We start from the raw sequence: 16900 nt of genomic DNA on the forward strand, positions 1-16900 counted from the left end.
AGCCCCCCTGCTATGGCCGATGGCCGCCCCGCTTGCAGGCCGCTCAACCGCCCCCAATTCCCCAAGAACAGAGATACGGCCCCGCAATGTGACGCAGCGGAAAAGACGCCTTTGATTGATCTTGCGCGCAAAGGACCAAGATCCTGTCTTAACGGATAAATCTGGAGGGATCACAATGCGCTGGCGCGGAATAAACCATGTCGAATTTTCGGTTCTCGATTACGATGCCTCGGTCGCCTTCTATGACCGCATGTTCGGCTGGCTGGGATATCGCTGCTTCTGGACGCTCGATATCGGGTATCGCTCGACCTATTACATGGCGCGTTTTCCCTTCCCGCATAGCTATATCGGGCTGCAACCCGCCAAATCGGGCGGCAAACTCTCGCATGAAGCTCGCGCGACGGGCATCCATCACATCGCGCTCTGGGCCCGCAACCGGCGCGAGGTGGACGCGTTCCATGCGGAGTTTCTGTGCCCGAACGCTGTCCCCGTGACAGATGCGCCCGCAGAATATCCCGTCTATTCACCGGGGTATTATGCGGTATTTTTTGAGGACCCGATCAACGGTATTCACTGGGAACTGGCGCATATTCCGCGACTGCCGTCTTTGGGCGCATGGAAACGCTTCCGTCAGGCGGTGAAAGAGCAAGAAAAGCAGCACCCCGAATGGGGCGGCTCGGCCATGAAACAGGCCGAACGCCCCCTGCCCGGAAGAACCGGGCGATAAAACACCATCGCGCCTGTGACATCAGGCAAACGGGGGCTCCGGGTGAACGGGGGAGCCCCCCATCACCTTAAAGATCCGGATCGATCAGCCGGTGATATTCCTGAATGGCGAAACGGTCGGTCATGCCCGCCACATAATCGAGCACCACCCGCGCCAAGAGGATTTCGGCATCCCCCCCCGAGGCCAAGGCCTTACCCACATCGCCCTGCCAGTCAGACGGAAGCTGCTGCGGGTTTTCCATGAAAAACGGGAATAGCCCGTTGACCATCGTCGTCACCCGCTTGCGCTCGACCACCACGGTCGGGGCGCGATACATGCGGGTGAATAGGAAGCGCTTGATCGCCTTGAGGTTCTGGTAAAGCGGCTTCGAGAAACGGATGATCGGGCCCTCCATCGAGCGGATATCGTCCACCGTCTCGGGGCGCAAAGATTCCAGCCGGTTCTGCGCCACAGCGATCACATCCTCGACCATCACGCCAAAGACGCGGCGCAAGGCCTCGTGCTGGCGACGCGAGCGGTCCAGCCCCGGATACAGCTTGTCGACCGCCTCGAAACAGTCACCAATCACCGGCAATTCGCACAGGTCATCCTCGGTAAACAGCCCCGCCCGCAAGCCGTCATGCAGGTCATGGTGGTTATAGGCGCAATCATCGGCCACCGCAGCCACCTGTGCCTCGGCACTGGCATTGGACGCCAGTTCCAGATCCCACATCGCATCGACTTCGGCCAGTGCGTAGGGCAGATCCTCGCGCCGCGCGACCGTATGGCTGCCGCCACGATCCGAAATCACCGGACCATTATGTTTGGCAATGCCTTCAAGGGCTTCCCATGTCAGGTTCAGCCCGTCGAAATCGGCGTAATGGCGTTCAAGCTTCGTCACGATGCGCAAGGCCTGCGCGTTATGGTCGAAGCCGCCATAGGGCGCCATCAGCTCGTGCAGCGCATCCTCGCCGGTATGACCGAAGGGCGGATGCCCCAGATCATGCGCCAGTGCCACGGTTTCCGCCAGATCGGTGTTCAGCCCCAGATGGTTGGCAATCGTGCGCGCCACCTGCGCCACCTCGATCGTATGGGTCAGACGGGTGCGGTAATAATCGCCCTCATGTTCGACAAACACCTGGGTCTTATGTTTCAGCCGCCGGAAGGCCGAAGAATGGATGATCCTGTCGCGGTCCCGTTGAAACGCGGTCCGGAACGTGGAATAGTTTTCCGGAATAAGTCTCCCCCAAGTCTTCTCGGGATGGCAGGCATAGGGCTTGAGCACGGCAACCTCTTCTTGTCGCGGCATATAAGACATCCTATATCCCCTAGCCTAGGGAAGAACAGGCCCCAACGGGCAGAAAGCGTGTGAAAATGCTGCAAATTCCGCCAAAAGTCACCGAGCGCGCCTTCGCGCGACTGGCAGAAATCAACGAAGATGCCGAGACCCCGCGCGCCCTGCGTGTGGCCGTTGAGGGCGGCGGCTGTTCGGGCTTCCAATATGACATCAAGCTCGAAGAGCAGGCCGCCGAAGATGACCTGATCCTGCAAGGCGCGGGCCAGCGCGTGCTGATCGACCCCGTCTCGCTGCCGTTTCTGGAAAACGCGGTGATCGATTTCACCGACGAACTGATCGGCGCGCGCTTTGTGGTCAACAATCCCAATGCCGTATCCTCCTGCGGCTGCGGGATTTCCTTCTCCATGTAACATGCCACAGGCCGCGCCCGTTTCGTCATGACCGGTGCGGCCTGCGACCTTTTTGAAAGCCGCCCATGCGGATCCCTGATATACTTCTCGCCGGATCGGTAGCCGCTGCCGCCTGCGCCTTTTTTCTGGATCAGCCAGATTTGCTGGCCCTCTGCCTGATTTCCTCGCTCGCGGCGCTTTATCTGGTGCTAAGGGTCCGCAATTTCCGGATATCGAAGCCACCGCGCCAGTGGCAACTGCGCCGCAAAGCCCCCGCACCCGCCCCGCGCAGGGATCTGCGCGGACACAAGCCCATCCTCATCGACGGCTCCAACGTCCTGCATTGGCGCAAGAACCTGCCCGAGCTGACCGCCCTGCAACGGGTTCTGGCACGGGCCAAAGCCGCCGGTTACGCGCCCCTCGTGATCTTTGATGCCAATGTGGGCTACAAGCTCTCGGACCATTACATGGGGCCAGAAGAGCTTGCGCCGCTGCTTGGCCTGCCCCCCAGGCGGATACAGGTTGTTGATAGCGGCCTGCCTGCCGACCCCGAAATCCTGCGTCAGGCCACACGGCTTGGTGCAAAGATCATCACCAATGACCGTTATCGCGACTGGCTCGACCAGTTTTCCCACGCCAAGCGCAAGAATGTCCTGATCCGCGGCCATTTCCGCGGCGGGCGACTTGTGCTTTCTCTCTGACCAGAGTCAGCCATCCACACCGGACACCCGATGCAGCTCGAAACCGCGATCCGTATTGCCGCACTGGCCCATAAGGGCCAGACCGATAAGGGCGGCGCGCCCTATATCCTGCATCCTTTACGGGTGATGCTGGGGGCCAAGGACCATGACAGCCGCGTGGTGGCCGTGCTGCATGATGTGGTCGAGGATAGCGACTGGACGCTCGCGGCGCTACGCATCGAAGGGCTGAGCGATCTTCAGGCCACAGCCCTCGATGCGCTGAGCAAACGCATGGGCGAGCCCTACGAGGCCTTCGTTCTGCGCGCCGCCGCCCACCCGATTGCGCGGGTCGTCAAGCGCCTCGACCTCTTGGACAATCTGGATCTGTCGCGTATTGCTCATATCGGGCCGGAAGACAGGCAGCGGATCGCCCGCTATCATGCCGCGCTCAAGATTCTGGACCAGAGCGGAGACAGGCCATGAAAATCGCGACCTTCAATATCAATGGCGTCAAGGCCCGTATCAATGCGCTGGTGGACTGGCTGAAAGAGGCCGATCCCGATGTCGCCCTGCTGCAAGAGATCAAATCCATCGACGAGGCCTTCCCCCGCGAGATCATCGAGGATCTGGGCTATCGCGTTGAAACCCACGGGCAGAAAAGCTTCAACGGGGTGGCGATCCTGTCGAAACTGCCGCTAGAGGACATCACCCGCGGCCTGCCGGGTGATGACAGCGACGAACAGGCCCGCTGGATCGAGGCGACCGTGATCGGCGAGCGCGCGGTGCGGGTCTGCGGGCTGTATCTGCCCAATGGCAATCCGGTGGAGTTCGACGCCGAGGGCGCGCCGGTTGCCGAAGGCAAATACGGCTATAAGCTGGCATGGATGGCGCGGATGCAGGCCCGCGCGACCGAGCTTCTGGCGCTGGAAGAACCGCTGGTTCTGGCGGGCGATTACAACATCATCCCGCAGGATGAGGATGCCGCCAAACCGGAAAGCTGGCAAAAGGACGCGCTGGCCCTGCCCGAAAGCCGCGCCGCCTTCCGCCGCATCCTGAATCTTGGCTTCACCGAGGCCTTCCGCGCCCGCACCCAAGGCCCCGGCCATTACTCTTTCTGGGATTACCAAGCGGGCGCATGGGCGCGCAATAACGGCATCCGCATCGACCACCTGCTGCTGAGCCCGCAGGCCGCCGACTTGATGACCGACTGCCAGATCGACCGTGACATCCGTGGCCGCGAGAAGCCTTCGGACCACGTGCCGGTCTGGATCACCCTCGACGCCTGATCCGCACCTTCTCCCCTGTCTCCGTCTAAGACCCGCTTCCCGTTTCGAAAGGACCCCGCCTATGGCAACGAGCTTCGAGCAGCTCAAACAGACCACATTGCTGGATCGGGCCATCGGGGTCATTCTGGGCCTGATCATCCTTTGCACCATTCTGGCCAACTGGGAGATCTTCGCCTTTGCCGCGCCCGTCGCAAAAGTCCTGAGCGTCATCGCCGTGCTGGCGCTGACACCTTCGGTCAAGAATTCGCGCCGGATCTTCGTGGTGGTGGCGCTGGCACTATGCGCCTATGCGTTCCTCTTCTATCCCACACCCTGGGCGGTGATCTCGGAGGCGCTTGGCCGTGCGAGCTTCATCATCGCTTTTTTCTCGGCTCTGGCCACATTGCGCCATGTGGCGGGGATCTCGGAAAAAATCACCCGCGCGGCGGTCTATCTGGCCAGCCAGCCTCCCGGACGGCGCTATAGCGCGCTGACCATCGGCACACAGGCCTTCGCCCCGATGCTGAACTACGGCGCGATCTCGCTTCTGGGGGGCATGTCGCGTGCCTCCTCAGACCGCGAACCCGACCCCGAAATCCGCAAAATCCGCATACGCCGCATGCTGCAGGCGGTCCATCGCGGCTTTGCCGCCAGCCTGTGCTGGTCTCCGCTGGGCTTTGCGATGGTGATCTCGACCTCGATCGTGCAAGGGGCGGAGTTGAACCACATCATCCTGCCCGCCCTCGTGTCTTCCGCGATCCTGATCGGGGTCGGCTGGGCGATGGACCAACTGTTCAAGCCGGTGATCCCGCAAGGCCATCACGCAACCCCGCTGCGCGACAGTATGCCCACCACCGCCCGCGATCTTCTGCCGGTGCTCTGGCTGATCCTGCTGATCGCGATCCCCGCTGTCATTCTGGATCTGACCGCCGGATTGCCCGCTGCCATGTCCGTCCTGATGATCATTCCGCTGCTCTCTGCGGGCTGGCTGCTGATCGGGGCCCCCAGACGCACGCGCCTCAACCATGCGGTGCTGCACGCCTGCGAATTCGGGTTCATCGAGCTGCCCTCCTATCGCAACGAGATCGTTCTCCTGTCGATGGCGGGGTTTATCGGCTCGTCTGCGGGCACCATGCTTGCGCCAATCGTTGCGGGAAGCGGGCTGGATCTGGCGGCGATGCCGGTCTGGCTGCTGCTGATCCTGCCCATCGTCCTGATCCCGATCGGCGGGCAGTTGGGGATGAACCCCATCCTGTTCGTCTCGCTTTTCGGGCCGCTGCTGCCGACACCGGAAGCGCTTGGCATCTCGCCCACCGCGATGGTGCTGTCGATCACGGCAGGATGGTCGCTTTCGGGGGTCACCTCGCCCTTCACAGCCTCGGTAATGCTTGTGGCGCGGCTGGGCGATGTGACGCCCGCGACCGTCAGTCTCAGATGGAACGGTGCCTATAGCGCTGTCTGTGCGGTGATGCTTGCGCTCTGGCTGATGTTCTGGATCTGATCGAAAAAGCGCGCGACTTTGGCCGCGCGCTTTTCTTATCCGGTTATTGCCTGACTTAAGTCAGCGAAACCATATCATCGCGATGGATCAGCGCCGCCCGTCCGGGATAGCCCAGAATCTCGGCAATTTCCTGCGACTTATGCCCCGCGATCGCGCGCGCCTCGGTCGAGGTATAGCGCACAAGCCCCTTGGCCACGATCTGCCCGTCCGGCGCAAGGATGGCCACCGGCTCACCGCGACCGAACTCGCCCGAGACCCGCGTCACCCCCGCAGGCAACAGCGATTTACCATGCGATAGCGCCTGCACGGCCCCTTGATCGACATGCATCTGGCCTTGCGGTTTCATGCCCGAAATCCAGCGCTTGCGCGCCGCACGCGGGTCCCCCTCGGGGAGGAACCAGCTCGCCCTTGCCCCCTCTTCCAGCGCCAGAAGCGGGCGTGCAACGAAACCGTCCATGATGGCCATCGCACATCCGCCCGCCACAGCCACTTTCGCGGCCAGCAGCTTGGTCTTCATGCCGCCTTTCGAGACACCAGAGATGGGGTCGCCCGCCATCGCCTCGATTTCGGGGGTGATATGCGGCACGACCGGAAAATGTTCGGCGGTCGGGTCGGTCTTGGGGTTGGCGGAATAGAGCCCGTCGACATCCGACAGAAGCACCAGATGGTCCGCCCCGATCGTCACCGCGATCGACGCGGCCAGACGGTCATTATCGCCAAAGCGGATCTCGTCCGTGGCGACCGTATCGTTTTCATTCACAATCGGCACGACGCCCAGCGACAGCAGGGTTTCCAGCGTCGCGCGCGAATTCAGATAACGGCGACGGTTGGCGGTATCGTCCAGCGTCATCAGGACCTGCGCGGTGGTCACCCCATGCGGCGCAAGCATTTCCTGATAGCCCTGCGCCAGCCGGATCTGTCCGACAGCAGCGGCCGCCTGCGACTGCTCCAGCGGCAGATCACCTTGGGGCAATCGCAGGATGCGGCGACCAAGCGCGATCGAGCCCGAGGACACCAGCACCACATCGGTGCCCTGCCCCCTGAGCATCGCCACATCCTCGGCCAATGCCTGCAACCACTCCGCCCGCAGACCGGCCTGATCGACCAGAAGCGCCGAACCGATCTTGATCACCACCCGCTTGGCCTGCGACAGGCGCGGGCTTTGTGCGGCGGTTGACACGCTGGGGGCACCTGCCATCCGGCCCGCAATCAGGGTTGCCACGATCCGTCCTCGTCATCACCATTGCCACCGCGGTCTTCCACGATCTGCGCCCAAAGCGCGCGCAGCACGGTGTCCACGTTTTTCTTGGCCACGCTGGACATCAGATAGACCTTGCCGCCCACGGCCTCTTCCAGCTCGGCCTTGCGCTCGGCCAAGGTCTCCTCATCCAGCGCGTCGATCTTGTTGAGAACGGTCACGCGGGGTTTGTCGAACAACGCCTCGGAATAGGCTTCCAGCTCGCCCACGATGGTCTGCCAGTCCTCGACCACGGTCTCGGAGGTGCCATCCACCAGATGCAGAAGGACCGAGCAACGCTCGACATGGCCCAGAAACTGGTCGCCCAAGCCGCGGCCCTCGGAAGCGCCCTCGATCAGACCGGGAATATCGGCCATCACGAATTCGCGTCCGTCCACGCCCACGACGCCAAGGTTCGGCACCAGCGTGGTGAAGGGGTAATCCGCGATTTTCGGGCGCGCATTCGACACCGTGGCAAGGAAGGTCGACTTGCCCGCATTGGGCATGCCCAGAAGCCCCGCATCGGCGATCAGTTTCAGACGCAGCCAGATCGTGCGCTCCACCCCTTCCTGACCGGGATTGGCCTTGGACGGCGAACGGTTGGTCGAGGATTTGAAACGCAGGTTGCCCCAGCCGCCATTGCCCCCCTTGGCCAGCAGGATACGCTGCCCGACCTCGGTCAGGTCGGCAATGACCGTCTCTTCATCCTCTTCGATAATCTCGGTGCCGACCGGCACTTTCAGCACGATATCATCGCCATCCTTACCGGTGCGCTGGCTGCCCATACCATGCTGACCGGATTTGGCAAAAAAGTGCTGCTGGTAGCGGAAATCGATCAGCGTGTTCAGCCCTTCGACCGCCTCGACATAGACCGAGCCACCCTTGCCGCCATCGCCCCCGTCAGGGCCACCGAATTCGATGAATTTCTCGCGACGGAAAGACACACAGCCGGCACCGCCGCCGCCGGAACGGATATAGACTTTGGCGAGGTCGAGAAATTTCATCGGGCTGTTCCTTCGGGTTGCAGCAGTTTCGGGCGTGATGTGGCGTTGATACCAATGGCACGGGATACGCTGCCTGCGCCTGCGGATCAAGGTGGGAAGTGGGGCGCGCGGCCACAGCTTGGGGATATTTGCGAAATTCAGGCCGCGGGGTCGGGCGCCTCATAGTCCAAGCCCCAGTCCGGTGCAGGGGCAGCGCGCTGCGCCGACGTTCCCGAACCGGTGCCGGTCACACGGAAGCCCGCCTTTTCCAGCACATGTCGCGAGGCAGGGTTGTCGCAAAACACCCGCGCCGTCAGTTGCCGCAGCCCCCAGGCCTCGGACAGCCAGCCGATAAACCCCTCTAACGCTTCGGACATCAGCCCCCGTCCCGCCTCCGCCGGATCAAGGAAATAGAAAATAGCGGGGCACGCGCCCTGCCCCACCCCGATCGAGCCAACGAACCGGCCCTGATGGCGCAGCGCAAGACGGCACGGACGCGCGCCCTGCCAACGGGCTTCGGCCAGAAAGGCGCGTGCCTGCGGCAGTGTCCAATCGGCAGGAAACCGTTGCAGCATCCGCCCGATAGACGGACAGGTCACGAGCCGGTGGAAGGCCACATCATCCTCGGGACGCAGCGGGTCGATCCGCAGGCGCGGCGTGCGGATCTGTGGAACAAAGCGCCGCGCCCAGCCTGCGCGGTCAAGGCGCAAAGGCTGATGCGGGCGCAGGTCCGCCCATGCCACGCTCGGCCGCCTGTCTGCCGGACCATCCTCGACAAACCCGAGCCCGTAAAGAATTCTGGCCGATGCATGGTTGCCGATAAAATAGCCCGCTTTCAGATGATCCACCTGCGGGTCGGCAAAGTGGCAGGCCACAAGATGCAGCGCCGCCTCCTGAATATACCCCTTGCCGCGCGCGTGCGGCGCGAGCCAGTAGCCAAGCTCGCCCACCATCCCGATCATACCGGCAAAGCCCGCGCCATCCTCGATGGCCCAAACCTGCTTGTCCCGACTGCGCGCCACGAATTCCTGTGCATCGGAGAGACGATAGGGGTGCGGCACCCGCCCCAGCCAGCGCGCTGTTTCGAACCCCGAAAGCGCGGAGACAATGGCAGGCACATCCGCCGCAGAGAAGGGGCGCAACCTCAGGCGCGCCGTATGGACATGGCGCGCCAGAAGCATGGCTCAGTCCATTTTCCGCAGATAAGTCCATGTCGGCACCGAGGCATTGCGCGCCACGGACCAGCTTTCGGCATCCCCAAGATATTCGAAACCGGCATTGGTCAGGACACGGCCCGAACCGGGATTATCCTGAAACACCTCGGCCAGCAGCGTGCGCGAGCCATGCGGATTGGCCGCAACCATCGCCTGCACGGCTTCGGACGCATAGCCCGCATTCCAATAGCCTGCCCCGACCCAGAAGCCGATCTCGGACTGGGTGTCATTGATACGGGTCAGCGACACAATGCCCAACAGCTCGCACGAGCCCTGCGCAGAACCGTCAATCGCCCAGACATCCTCATCGCCCTGTCCCGACAGGATACGCGCGATGAACTGGTCTGACGCCCCCGGCGGGAGCGGATGCGGAATGGCACGGGTTCCGGTAGCGACACGTTTATCCGAAGTATACATGGTCATCAGCCCGGCATCGGACTTGCGCAGCGGGCGCAGGATGAACCTTTCAGCTTCGATCACAGGTTGGTCAGGGATGGCTTCCTGAAACATGTCGTCCTCCGTAATGCCTCTAGTGTAATCCAGTTTCGAGGCGAATTCTGGCAGATAATGTGCCAAGGTAAAAATCGTATAAAGACCTAGCGTCAATTCGCAAAGAAGCGCCGGATGCCGGATCATTTATCGCGTTATGGGCGTTTCGCATTGCATTATGCACAAGGCCCCTCCTCCTCGCGCCAAACGCAAACCCTGCGACACGCAAAAGGGGGACCGGCTGCTGCCGATCCCCCTTCATATTATCCGTGTGACGGGAAGGTCGGCTTACTCGGCCGCCTCCGCAACAGGAAGAACCGAGACGAAGGTGCGGCCCTTGAGGCCCTTCTTGAACTCGATAGTGCCTTCGGCGACAGCAAAGAGGGTGTGGTCTTTGCCCATCATGACGTTATCGCCGGCCCAGACTTTGGTGCCGCGCTGACGCACGATGATGTTGCCCGGGAGAGCCGCCTGACCGCCATAGAGTTTGACGCCAAGACGACGACCTGCGGAGTCGCGACCGTTACGGGACGAACCGCCTGCTTTCTTGTGTGCCATGGGTGGTTACTCCCCTGATTACTTGGTTTCGTGAGCCGCACGACGTGCGACGGCGGTGCCAACAGCTTCTTTCACCGAAGCATCTGCGCCCGAGGCGACGATATCGGTGACGCGCAGCAGCGTGAGCTTCTGGCGGTGACCACGGGTACGCTGCGACGAGTGCTTACGACGGCGCTTGTGGTAGGTGATGACTTTGTCGGCTTTGATCGAGTCGATGACTTCGGCTTGCACAGCAGCACCTTCAACGAAGGGCGCGCCAACGACAAGCTTGTCGCCGCCAACCATCAGAATTTCATTGAACTGGACTTTATCGCCAGCTTCAGCAGCAATCAGTTCCACGCGGAGCACGTCGCCCGCTTGAACCTTGTATTGCTTGCCGCCAGTCTTGAGGACCGCAAACATCGCGTCTTCCTTTTTGCTTCCGCGTCCTTTGGCCCCTGACGGTGTTGTGGTCCCTCATGGGACCGCCTTCGGACAGCGCGCCCTTTTCAGGGCGGTGACAATGATAAACCCGGCAGACAGAATCATGCCGGGTTGGCGCTGTATGCGTGATCACAGAACAAAAGTCAATCTCCAGATGTCCCGCTCACAAGATCGCCCGACTGGCGCGCGGCTGGAACCGCACGGCAACGGCAAATCCCCGCTCGACGGGCACCTGCTCATACTGCCCTGCCGCCTGCGCAGCCGATGCCTCCATGATCTGCAATCCCAACCCTTTGCGCGCCACACCGCCTTCGGGAAGACCGATTCCGTCATCGGAAAGCTCCAGACAGGCCTCGTCGGGCGCGATCTGGCGCAACCCCACACGGATATTGCCACGTCGCCCGTCGGGATAACCATGTTTGATCGAATTGGCGACGAATTCGTTCACCAGCGTCCCGATAGCGGCAGATTGCTCGGCCACGACGGCCAGATCGCAGGCCTCGCACAGGATACTGACCCGATCCGGCGTCTGCCCTTCGAGATAGCGCGCCACATCCGTCAGATAGCCTCCCAGATTGACCGCAGAACCGCTATCGGACCGATAGAGCTGTTCGTGCAGCATGGCCACGGTCTGGATGCGCCGCTGAATGGCCTGCAAGGCCTCGCGCCCCTCATCGGAAGCCACATTGCGCGCCTTGATCGAGGCCAGCGCCGCCAGCGATTGCAAGGAGTTCTTTACGCGGTGATCCACCTCGCCGCGCAACTCGCGCGCCAGACGCAGGGTCCGGCGCAGCTCCAGCCGCGCCATGACCTGATGCGCCATCACCCGCAGGGTCTGACGTTGCAGATCGGTCAGAACACGCGGGCGGTGATCCAGCGCACACAGGCTGCCAATCGCAAAACCGTCCTTGGTCACCAGCGGCATCCCTGCATAGAAACGCAGATCGGGGTCCTGCGTGCACAGGCGATTGTCGCGCGTGCGCGGATCAAGCAGGGTATCGCCGATTTCCAGAATATCGTCCTGCAACACCGTATAGGCACATATGGCGACATCGCGCGGCGTCTCGTCCACATCCAGACCTCGGCGCGCCTTGAACCACTGCCGCTCTTCCGCCACCAGCGAAATCAGCACGATCGGCACGTCACAGACCGCGCGCACGAAATCGACGACCTCATCGAATTCCGCTTCGAATTCGGTATCGACAATATCGTAAGACCGGAGGGCCTGAAGGCGGTCGGCTTCGCAGGGATGCAGCGGGGCTTGCATAGGGATCTCGTTCACACAATCCGGAACATGCGCAAGCGCAGGTCCCTCAGAAATTTCAACGTTTTGTGAAATCTAGAAGCGCCTCCGCCGCAAGGCAAGCAGGGAGTAAGCCTCCCCGCTTCACTTTTTATCCCTGCGCCTTTTCTTCCAGCTCCAGCCACTCTTCTTCAGCCTCCGACAGCGCCTGCTGCCGCTCGACCAAAGCCTCCGTGGCTTTCTGGAACTTCACCGGTTCCTTGGCGAAAAGATCGGGGACCGACAGAAACTCTTCCAGCTTGGCAATCTCGGCCTCCAGCCGCTCGATCACCGCAGGTAGCGCCTCAAGCCGATGCTTTTCCGTAAAGCTCAGCTTTGCCTCGGTTTTGGCCGCGACAACCGGCGAAGCCGCAGGCCGGACCGCCTCCCCCGCGGGCTTGATCACAGGCCGGTCCTCGGGTTCGGTCAAGGACCGCTGATGGCGGTAATCGCTCCAGCCACCGGCATAGACCACAGCCCGACCATTGCCTTCCATCGCAATGGTGGTCGAGGCCACACGGTCGATAAAGTCCCGATCGTGGCTGACCAGCAAAACGGTGCCATCATAGTCGCCCAGGATATCCTGCAACAGATCCAGCGTCTCGACATCCAGATCGTTGGTCGGCTCGTCCAGCACCAAAAGGTTTGACGGCTTGGCCATGATCCGCGCCAACAACAGCCGCGCCCTCTCGCCGCCCGACAGCGATTTAATCGGCGCCCGCGCCTGTGCCTCATCAAAAAGGAAATCCTTCAGATAGGCCACAACATGCTTGGGCGTGCCGCGCACCATCACCTGATCCGAGGCCCCGCGCACCGCCATATCGGGGTCATTCACCAACCCCTCCCACAGTGTCTGCTCGGGATCAAGCGCCGCGCGGGTCTGATCGAAAATCGCGACCTCCAGATTGGTGCCAAGGGTCACGGTCCCCGCATCCGGCTCCATCTGCCCCATCAACATCTTCAGAAGCGTGGTCTTGCCCACACCATTGGGGCCCACAAACGCAATCCGGTCACCGCGCAGCACCCGCAGATCGAAATCCCGCACGATGGTCTTGCCGCCGAACTCCTTGCACAGCCCCTTCGCCTCGATCACCCGCTTGCCCGACGCCTTGCCCGAATCGATCTCCATCGCAGCCACGCCCTGACGCTTGATCTGGTTTGATCGTTCCGCGCGCATATCCTGAAGCGCCCGCAACCGTCCCTGATTGCGCTTGCGCCGCGCCGAAATGCCCTCCACGGCCCATTTCGCCTCGACCTTGATCTTCTTGTCCAGCTTGGCCCGCGCCTCGTCCTCGGCGGCCCAAACCTCCTCGCGCCATTCCTCGAAATGCTCGAAGCCGCGCTCGAGACGGCGCACCTTCCCGCGGTCAATCCACAAAGTGGCCCGCGTCAAAGCCTTCAAAAACGCCCGGTCGTGCGAAATCACCACAAAGGCCGCCTTCGTCGCCTTCAGCTCGGCCTCCAGCCAGCCAATCGCCTCGATGTCCAGATGGTTGGTCGGCTCGTCGAGCAGCATCAACTCCGGCGCCTCCGCCAGAAGCTTGGCCAAAGCCGCACGCCGCCGCTCGCCGCCTGATGCCGTCTCGGGCGAGGCCTCCATATTCAGCTTCAACCCCTCGGCCACCATCTCGACCTTATAGCCCTCGGAAGGATCCAGCCCCGAAGCGGCATACTCCCCCAGCGTCGCAAAACCCGACAGATCGGGCTCCTGCTCCATATAGCCCACCGAAATGCCGGGCGGAATCACCACCTCGCCATGATCGGCCTCCACCAGCCGCGCCATCACCTTCATCAAGGTGGATTTGCCGGTGCCGTTGCGGCCCACCAAGGCCACACGGTCGCCCTGCTGGACAACAAGATCGAGACCGTCGAACACGGGATCGCCGCCATGGGACAGCGAAATATCGGAAAGCTGTAAAATAGGTGCACGTGCCATGACGCGCAGCTAATCACGCCCAGCCCAAAGGTCAATCACCCTTCACACAGGCCCCCGCTTCCAGCTGCCCGAAATATCCCGGGGTGAATTGGGGCAACGCCCCAAGAGGGGCAGCGCCCCTACCCCGCCACCAGACGCAAGGCCCGCCGCCGTGCCGCCGGAATGCGGCCTATTTCAAGCCCCGTGAACACATGCAACGTTCCCAGATCCGGATCCACCACCGCATGATCGGAAACCCAGCCCCCCATTGCCAGATAGCTGCGCAGCAAGGGCGGCATCCGCAATATCGCCTGTTTCGGGTTCCCCTGCGCCCCCATCAACGCACGCGCATAGCGCACCACGTCAGGCGCCTTGACCCGTGGCAACCAGCGCTCCGGCCCCAGATGGCGCTGCGACAAAAGCGTGAAACTATCCGCATAATCGCGCCAGTCCGTGCCCCTGAAGGACGAGCAGCCAAACAGCATTTCCACACCAGCCCCATCGACAAAACGCGTCATCGCCCCCCATGCCACCCGCAGGATATCCGCGTCGTGATAGGCAGGATGGATACAGAACCGCCCCATCTCCACCATCGGTGCGGGATAATCCGCCAGCGCCTCCAGCGCATAGAACTGCGCTGCGTAGCTGCGCCCGATCGCCTCCCCCGAGGCCAGCGGTAGCAGGCGGAAACAGCAGACCAGCCGCCCGCTCCCGCATTCTTCCACCATCACATGCTGACACTGCGCGTCAAACGCATCGCGGTCCACACAGCCCTCGCCACGGAAACACAGTCCCCGAATCGCCTGCACCGCCTCAAGATCCTGCACCGTCTGGGCAAGGCGAGCCACATATCGACCCCGTATCAACGAAAAACTCATCTGTCGCCTCCGGCCCTATGGTCCACTCTCACGACCCGCCCGACTTCCATGACCTGCCCGACGGCCCACCCGACAGCCCGCCTGCCGAAAGACTATGCGCAGTTCATGAAAAAAAGAAGTCAGCGCCCGCTCCCGCCTGCCCGACACCGTGCCAGCGCATGAATTTTCGGCAGCTTTCCTGCGGCAAACGGGCGGCCAATGAAAAACGCGCCGCAAGACGGCGCGTTCGATCTTGGCATGCATATGGCCCAGACGGGCGGCACCCCGTTAATTGTCGGGGCTGCTCGACCCCAGAAGTGTGCCGGCGTCCATACGTCCCACCGAGCCCAGCAACTGGCGGATCAGACCGATGCCCTTCACATTGGCCTCGGTCACGCGATGGGTCAACGGCACCACATGGCCATCCTTGAGGGTATAGCGCTCGACCCCCGACACCACGCCAGCCTTGTTGAAGCTGACAGCCAGAACCTGACGGTCGATCTCATGCGAGGCCCCCCAGCCCACACGTTTCCAGCGCGAGCCGACGTAATACCAGTCCGAGCCTTCCAGAACGCCCGAAGAGCTGGGTCGCCCGATCAGCCGGTCAAGATCGTCTTTGGTGGTTTTTCCGACCTGAACTTGCGACAGGTCTTCTTCCGTCGGCACATAGCCATGATTGCGATAGATAGGCGAACAAGCGCCAAGCCCGATCACTGCGCAAAGGGCAACCCCCTGCATCAGGCGGCGCGGTGCGAAACCAATGCTCACTGTATCCCCCTTGCCTCGCGGCCACTGGCCTTTTATCCCGATTACAATACCTGCACACGGCCCTCAAGACCGGAACCGGTAGGTTCTGGCCCGCTTGGTGCCGGATATTGCCGGAAAAAACAACCCGCCATCGCGGCGGCCCCCCTCTTCACCCGCATCTTGCGGGCCCTGACACAGCCAAAGGCCCGCCCGGCCCCTGCCGGACAGCCCCAGACAGAAGGACACGCGTCATGACAGACGGCACCCCCCTTGAAATGCCCTGGTCCCACCCCGTTGCGGTGAAAGACCTCAACGGACGCAAGCCTCTGCGCTTCGACATCTCGCCCGAACCCGCCCTGCGCAAGGAGATCGCCCAATGGGCCGATATCGTCTCGGTGGAGGCGCTGAGCTTCAAAGGCGAACTGACGCCCGCCGGCAAACATGACTTCGTTCTCAACGGCAAGCTCCACGCACGCATCACGCAATCTTGCGTCATCACGCTGGAGCCGGTCGCGGGCGAGGTGAGAGAATCGGTCAGCCGTCGCTTCCTGCGCGACTGGGTGGAACCTACCGCCGAAGAATCGGAGATCCCCGAGGATGACAGCGCCGAGGCCCTGCCCGCGGTGATCGACCTTGCCCATGTGGCGCTCGAAGCCTTCGAACTCGGCCTGCCGCTCTATCCGCGCAAGGACGGCGCAGAGCTGGGCGAGACGGTCATCACCAAACCCGGTGAAACGCCGCTGCGCGATGAGGACCTCAAACCTTTCGCCAATCTGAAGGCTTTGATGGACAAGAAGAACGGAAACGCGTAAGCGGGCGGGGAACGCACGAATCCCGGCCCTTCCAAAAGGCCAGATCCCTTGGGGACCCTCCGTCTTGGAAGGCATCTCGTACGATCAATTTGCCCCGTATCGGGCAGGCCGGACCTTGCCGCGAAAAATCTAGGCCCAAGCCCCAAGAAAGGGCTTGCACCTTTGGAAAATCGCAGTATGTTCCCGGCCTCATTCGAGTTTTGGGTTCACACCAGAGTCGCCGCAAGCGTCTATCGGGTGAAACACCAGGAAAATCACGGCTTTACGGCCACCAACGCGGGCGATGCGCCCCCTAACATCCGAGGTTGAGACATGGCTGTCCCTCAGAATAAAGTCACGCGCTCCCGCCGCAACATGCGCCGCGCGCATGACGCACTTGTTGCTGCAAATCCGGCTGAATGCCCGAACTGCGGCGAACTGAAGCGCCCGCACCACGTTTGTGGCGCTTGCGGCCACTACGACGACCGCGAAGTCGTCGCAGCTGCTGACGAAGTCGATCTGGACGACGACGCGGCATAAGCCGCGTTGCCCGACGACACAGCTAT

Annotated in this window: 19 protein-coding genes; 8 read left to right on the forward strand and 11 right to left on the reverse strand. The window is 62.1% G+C overall.

All coding sequences use genetic code 11. From position 1 onward, the window contains the following. The first annotated feature begins 175 nt into the window (after window positions 1–175). Window positions 176–727 (forward strand): VOC family protein, encoded by a 552-nt coding sequence (locus AC2ISB_RS07780; RefSeq protein ID WP_339107668.1) that lies wholly within the window; start codon window positions 176–178, stop codon window positions 725–727. Between the two features lie 67 nt (window positions 728–794). On the opposite strand, the gene AC2ISB_RS07785 is transcribed toward AC2ISB_RS07780, so the two are convergent. Next, the gene (locus AC2ISB_RS07785) at window positions 795–1991 is read right to left on the reverse strand and encodes a deoxyguanosinetriphosphate triphosphohydrolase (protein WP_486576774.1); all 1197 of its coding nucleotides are present in this window, start codon (window positions 1989–1991) and stop codon (window positions 795–797) included. 89 nt (window positions 1992–2080) lie between these two features. Here AC2ISB_RS07785 and AC2ISB_RS07790 point away from each other — a divergent pair, with 89 nt between their 5' ends. From AC2ISB_RS07790 to AC2ISB_RS07810, 5 genes are all read left to right on the forward strand, one after another. Next, window positions 2081–2413 (forward strand): HesB/IscA family protein, encoded by a 333-nt coding sequence (locus AC2ISB_RS07790; protein ID WP_339107669.1) that lies wholly within the window; start codon window positions 2081–2083, stop codon window positions 2411–2413. A 140-nt stretch (window positions 2414–2553) separates the two neighbouring features. Further along, window positions 2554–3093 carry an NYN domain-containing protein gene (locus AC2ISB_RS07795; protein WP_486574652.1) on the forward strand — a complete coding sequence of 180 codons (540 nt, stop codon included), beginning with the start codon at window positions 2554–2556 and terminating at the stop codon, window positions 3091–3093. Window positions 3094–3123: 30 nt separating this feature from the next. Further along, window positions 3124–3555, forward strand: coding sequence for an HD domain-containing protein (locus AC2ISB_RS07800; protein ID WP_486574653.1), 432 nt, complete (start codon window positions 3124–3126; stop codon window positions 3553–3555). Beyond that, window positions 3552–4358, forward strand: a complete 807-nt coding sequence (xth, locus tag AC2ISB_RS07805) for an exodeoxyribonuclease III (RefSeq protein ID WP_406736302.1) — start codon at window positions 3552–3554, stop codon at window positions 4356–4358. The genes AC2ISB_RS07800 and xth overlap by 4 nt, the downstream gene beginning before the upstream one ends. A gap of 61 nt (window positions 4359–4419) precedes the next feature. Beyond that, the gene (locus AC2ISB_RS07810; protein WP_406720994.1) at window positions 4420–5838 is read left to right on the forward strand and encodes a hypothetical protein; all 1419 of its coding nucleotides are present in this window, start codon (window positions 4420–4422) and stop codon (window positions 5836–5838) included. Window positions 5839–5893: 55 nt separating this feature from the next. On the opposite strand, the gene proB is transcribed toward AC2ISB_RS07810, so the two are convergent. From proB to AC2ISB_RS07860, 10 genes are all read right to left on the reverse strand, one after another. Beyond that, window positions 5894–7036, reverse strand: coding sequence for a glutamate 5-kinase (gene proB, locus AC2ISB_RS07815; protein WP_486576776.1), 1143 nt, complete (start codon window positions 7034–7036; stop codon window positions 5894–5896). A gap of 11 nt (window positions 7037–7047) precedes the next feature. Then, complete coding sequence (obgE, locus tag AC2ISB_RS07820; RefSeq protein WP_339107674.1) at window positions 7048–8079, reverse strand: GTPase ObgE; 1032 nt, start codon at window positions 8077–8079, stop codon at window positions 7048–7050. Window positions 8080–8216: 137 nt separating this feature from the next. Next, window positions 8217–9239, reverse strand: coding sequence for a GNAT family N-acetyltransferase (locus AC2ISB_RS07825; protein WP_486574654.1), 1023 nt, complete (start codon window positions 9237–9239; stop codon window positions 8217–8219). A gap of 3 nt (window positions 9240–9242) precedes the next feature. After that, a complete protein-coding gene (locus AC2ISB_RS07830) occupies window positions 9243–9782 on the reverse strand; it encodes a GNAT family N-acetyltransferase (protein WP_339109524.1) in 540 nt (179 codons plus the stop codon). A 267-nt stretch (window positions 9783–10049) separates the two neighbouring features. Beyond that, the gene (gene rpmA / locus AC2ISB_RS07835; protein WP_339107676.1) at window positions 10050–10319 is read right to left on the reverse strand and encodes a 50S ribosomal protein L27; all 270 of its coding nucleotides are present in this window, start codon (window positions 10317–10319) and stop codon (window positions 10050–10052) included. A gap of 18 nt (window positions 10320–10337) precedes the next feature. Then, a complete protein-coding gene (rplU, locus tag AC2ISB_RS07840; protein WP_406720996.1) occupies window positions 10338–10721 on the reverse strand; it encodes a 50S ribosomal protein L21 in 384 nt (127 codons plus the stop codon). Between the two features lie 184 nt (window positions 10722–10905). Continuing rightward, a complete protein-coding gene (locus tag AC2ISB_RS07845; protein ID WP_486574655.1) occupies window positions 10906–12009 on the reverse strand; it encodes a histidine kinase dimerization/phosphoacceptor domain -containing protein in 1104 nt (367 codons plus the stop codon). A gap of 127 nt (window positions 12010–12136) precedes the next feature. After that, window positions 12137–13960, reverse strand: coding sequence for an ATP-binding cassette domain-containing protein (locus tag AC2ISB_RS07850; protein WP_486574656.1), 1824 nt, complete (start codon window positions 13958–13960; stop codon window positions 12137–12139). 119 nt (window positions 13961–14079) lie between these two features. Then, window positions 14080–14817 (reverse strand): GNAT family N-acetyltransferase, encoded by a 738-nt coding sequence (locus tag AC2ISB_RS07855; protein WP_486574657.1) that lies wholly within the window; start codon window positions 14815–14817, stop codon window positions 14080–14082. Between the two features lie 267 nt (window positions 14818–15084). Continuing rightward, the gene (locus AC2ISB_RS07860; protein WP_339107681.1) at window positions 15085–15564 is read right to left on the reverse strand and encodes an outer membrane protein assembly factor BamE; all 480 of its coding nucleotides are present in this window, start codon (window positions 15562–15564) and stop codon (window positions 15085–15087) included. A gap of 230 nt (window positions 15565–15794) precedes the next feature. On the opposite strand from AC2ISB_RS07860, the gene AC2ISB_RS07865 reads away from it, so the two are divergent. Both AC2ISB_RS07865 and rpmF read left to right on the forward strand, forming a co-directional pair. After that, window positions 15795–16355, forward strand: a complete 561-nt coding sequence (locus tag AC2ISB_RS07865) for a YceD family protein (protein ID WP_486574658.1) — start codon at window positions 15795–15797, stop codon at window positions 16353–16355. 312 nt (window positions 16356–16667) lie between these two features. After that, entirely contained in the window at window positions 16668–16874 is a 207-nt protein-coding gene (rpmF, locus tag AC2ISB_RS07870; protein WP_339107683.1) for a 50S ribosomal protein L32, read from the forward strand. Window positions 16875–16900 lie beyond the last annotated feature (26 nt).

It is taken from the genome of Thioclava sp. NS-SX20, from assembly GCF_057380695.1.

Bases quoted from the DNA above. Each gene is read 5' to 3' on its own strand.
- AC2ISB_RS07845 (WP_486574655.1), bottom strand. From the start codon at position 12,009: ATGCAAGCCCCGCTGCATCCCTGCGAAGCCGACCGCCTTCAGGCCCTC.
- AC2ISB_RS07790 (WP_339107669.1), top strand. From the start codon at position 2,081: ATGCTGCAAATTCCGCCAAAAGTCACCGAGCGCGCCTTCGCGCGACTG.
- AC2ISB_RS07830 (WP_339109524.1), bottom strand. From the start codon at position 9,782: ATGTTTCAGGAAGCCATCCCTGACCAACCTGTGATCGAAGCTGAAAGG.
- proB (WP_486576776.1), bottom strand. From the start codon at position 7,036: ATGGCAGGTGCCCCCAGCGTGTCAACCGCCGCACAAAGCCCGCGCCTG.
- AC2ISB_RS07810 (WP_406720994.1), top strand. From the start codon at position 4,420: ATGGCAACGAGCTTCGAGCAGCTCAAACAGACCACATTGCTGGATCGG.
- xth (WP_406736302.1), top strand. From the start codon at position 3,552: ATGAAAATCGCGACCTTCAATATCAATGGCGTCAAGGCCCGTATCAAT.
- AC2ISB_RS07865 (WP_486574658.1), top strand. From the start codon at position 15,795: ATGACAGACGGCACCCCCCTTGAAATGCCCTGGTCCCACCCCGTTGCG.
- AC2ISB_RS07825 (WP_486574654.1), bottom strand. From the start codon at position 9,239: ATGCTTCTGGCGCGCCATGTCCATACGGCGCGCCTGAGGTTGCGCCCC.
- AC2ISB_RS07850 (WP_486574656.1), bottom strand. From the start codon at position 13,960: ATGGCACGTGCACCTATTTTACAGCTTTCCGATATTTCGCTGTCCCAT.
- rpmF (WP_339107683.1), top strand. From the start codon at position 16,668: ATGGCTGTCCCTCAGAATAAAGTCACGCGCTCCCGCCGCAACATGCGC.
- AC2ISB_RS07780 (WP_339107668.1), top strand. From the start codon at position 176: ATGCGCTGGCGCGGAATAAACCATGTCGAATTTTCGGTTCTCGATTAC.
- rpmA (WP_339107676.1), bottom strand. From the start codon at position 10,319: ATGGCACACAAGAAAGCAGGCGGTTCGTCCCGTAACGGTCGCGACTCC.
- AC2ISB_RS07800 (WP_486574653.1), top strand. From the start codon at position 3,124: ATGCAGCTCGAAACCGCGATCCGTATTGCCGCACTGGCCCATAAGGGC.
- rplU (WP_406720996.1), bottom strand. From the start codon at position 10,721: ATGTTTGCGGTCCTCAAGACTGGCGGCAAGCAATACAAGGTTCAAGCG.
- obgE (WP_339107674.1), bottom strand. From the start codon at position 8,079: ATGAAATTTCTCGACCTCGCCAAAGTCTATATCCGTTCCGGCGGCGGC.
- AC2ISB_RS07855 (WP_486574657.1), bottom strand. From the start codon at position 14,817: ATGAGTTTTTCGTTGATACGGGGTCGATATGTGGCTCGCCTTGCCCAG.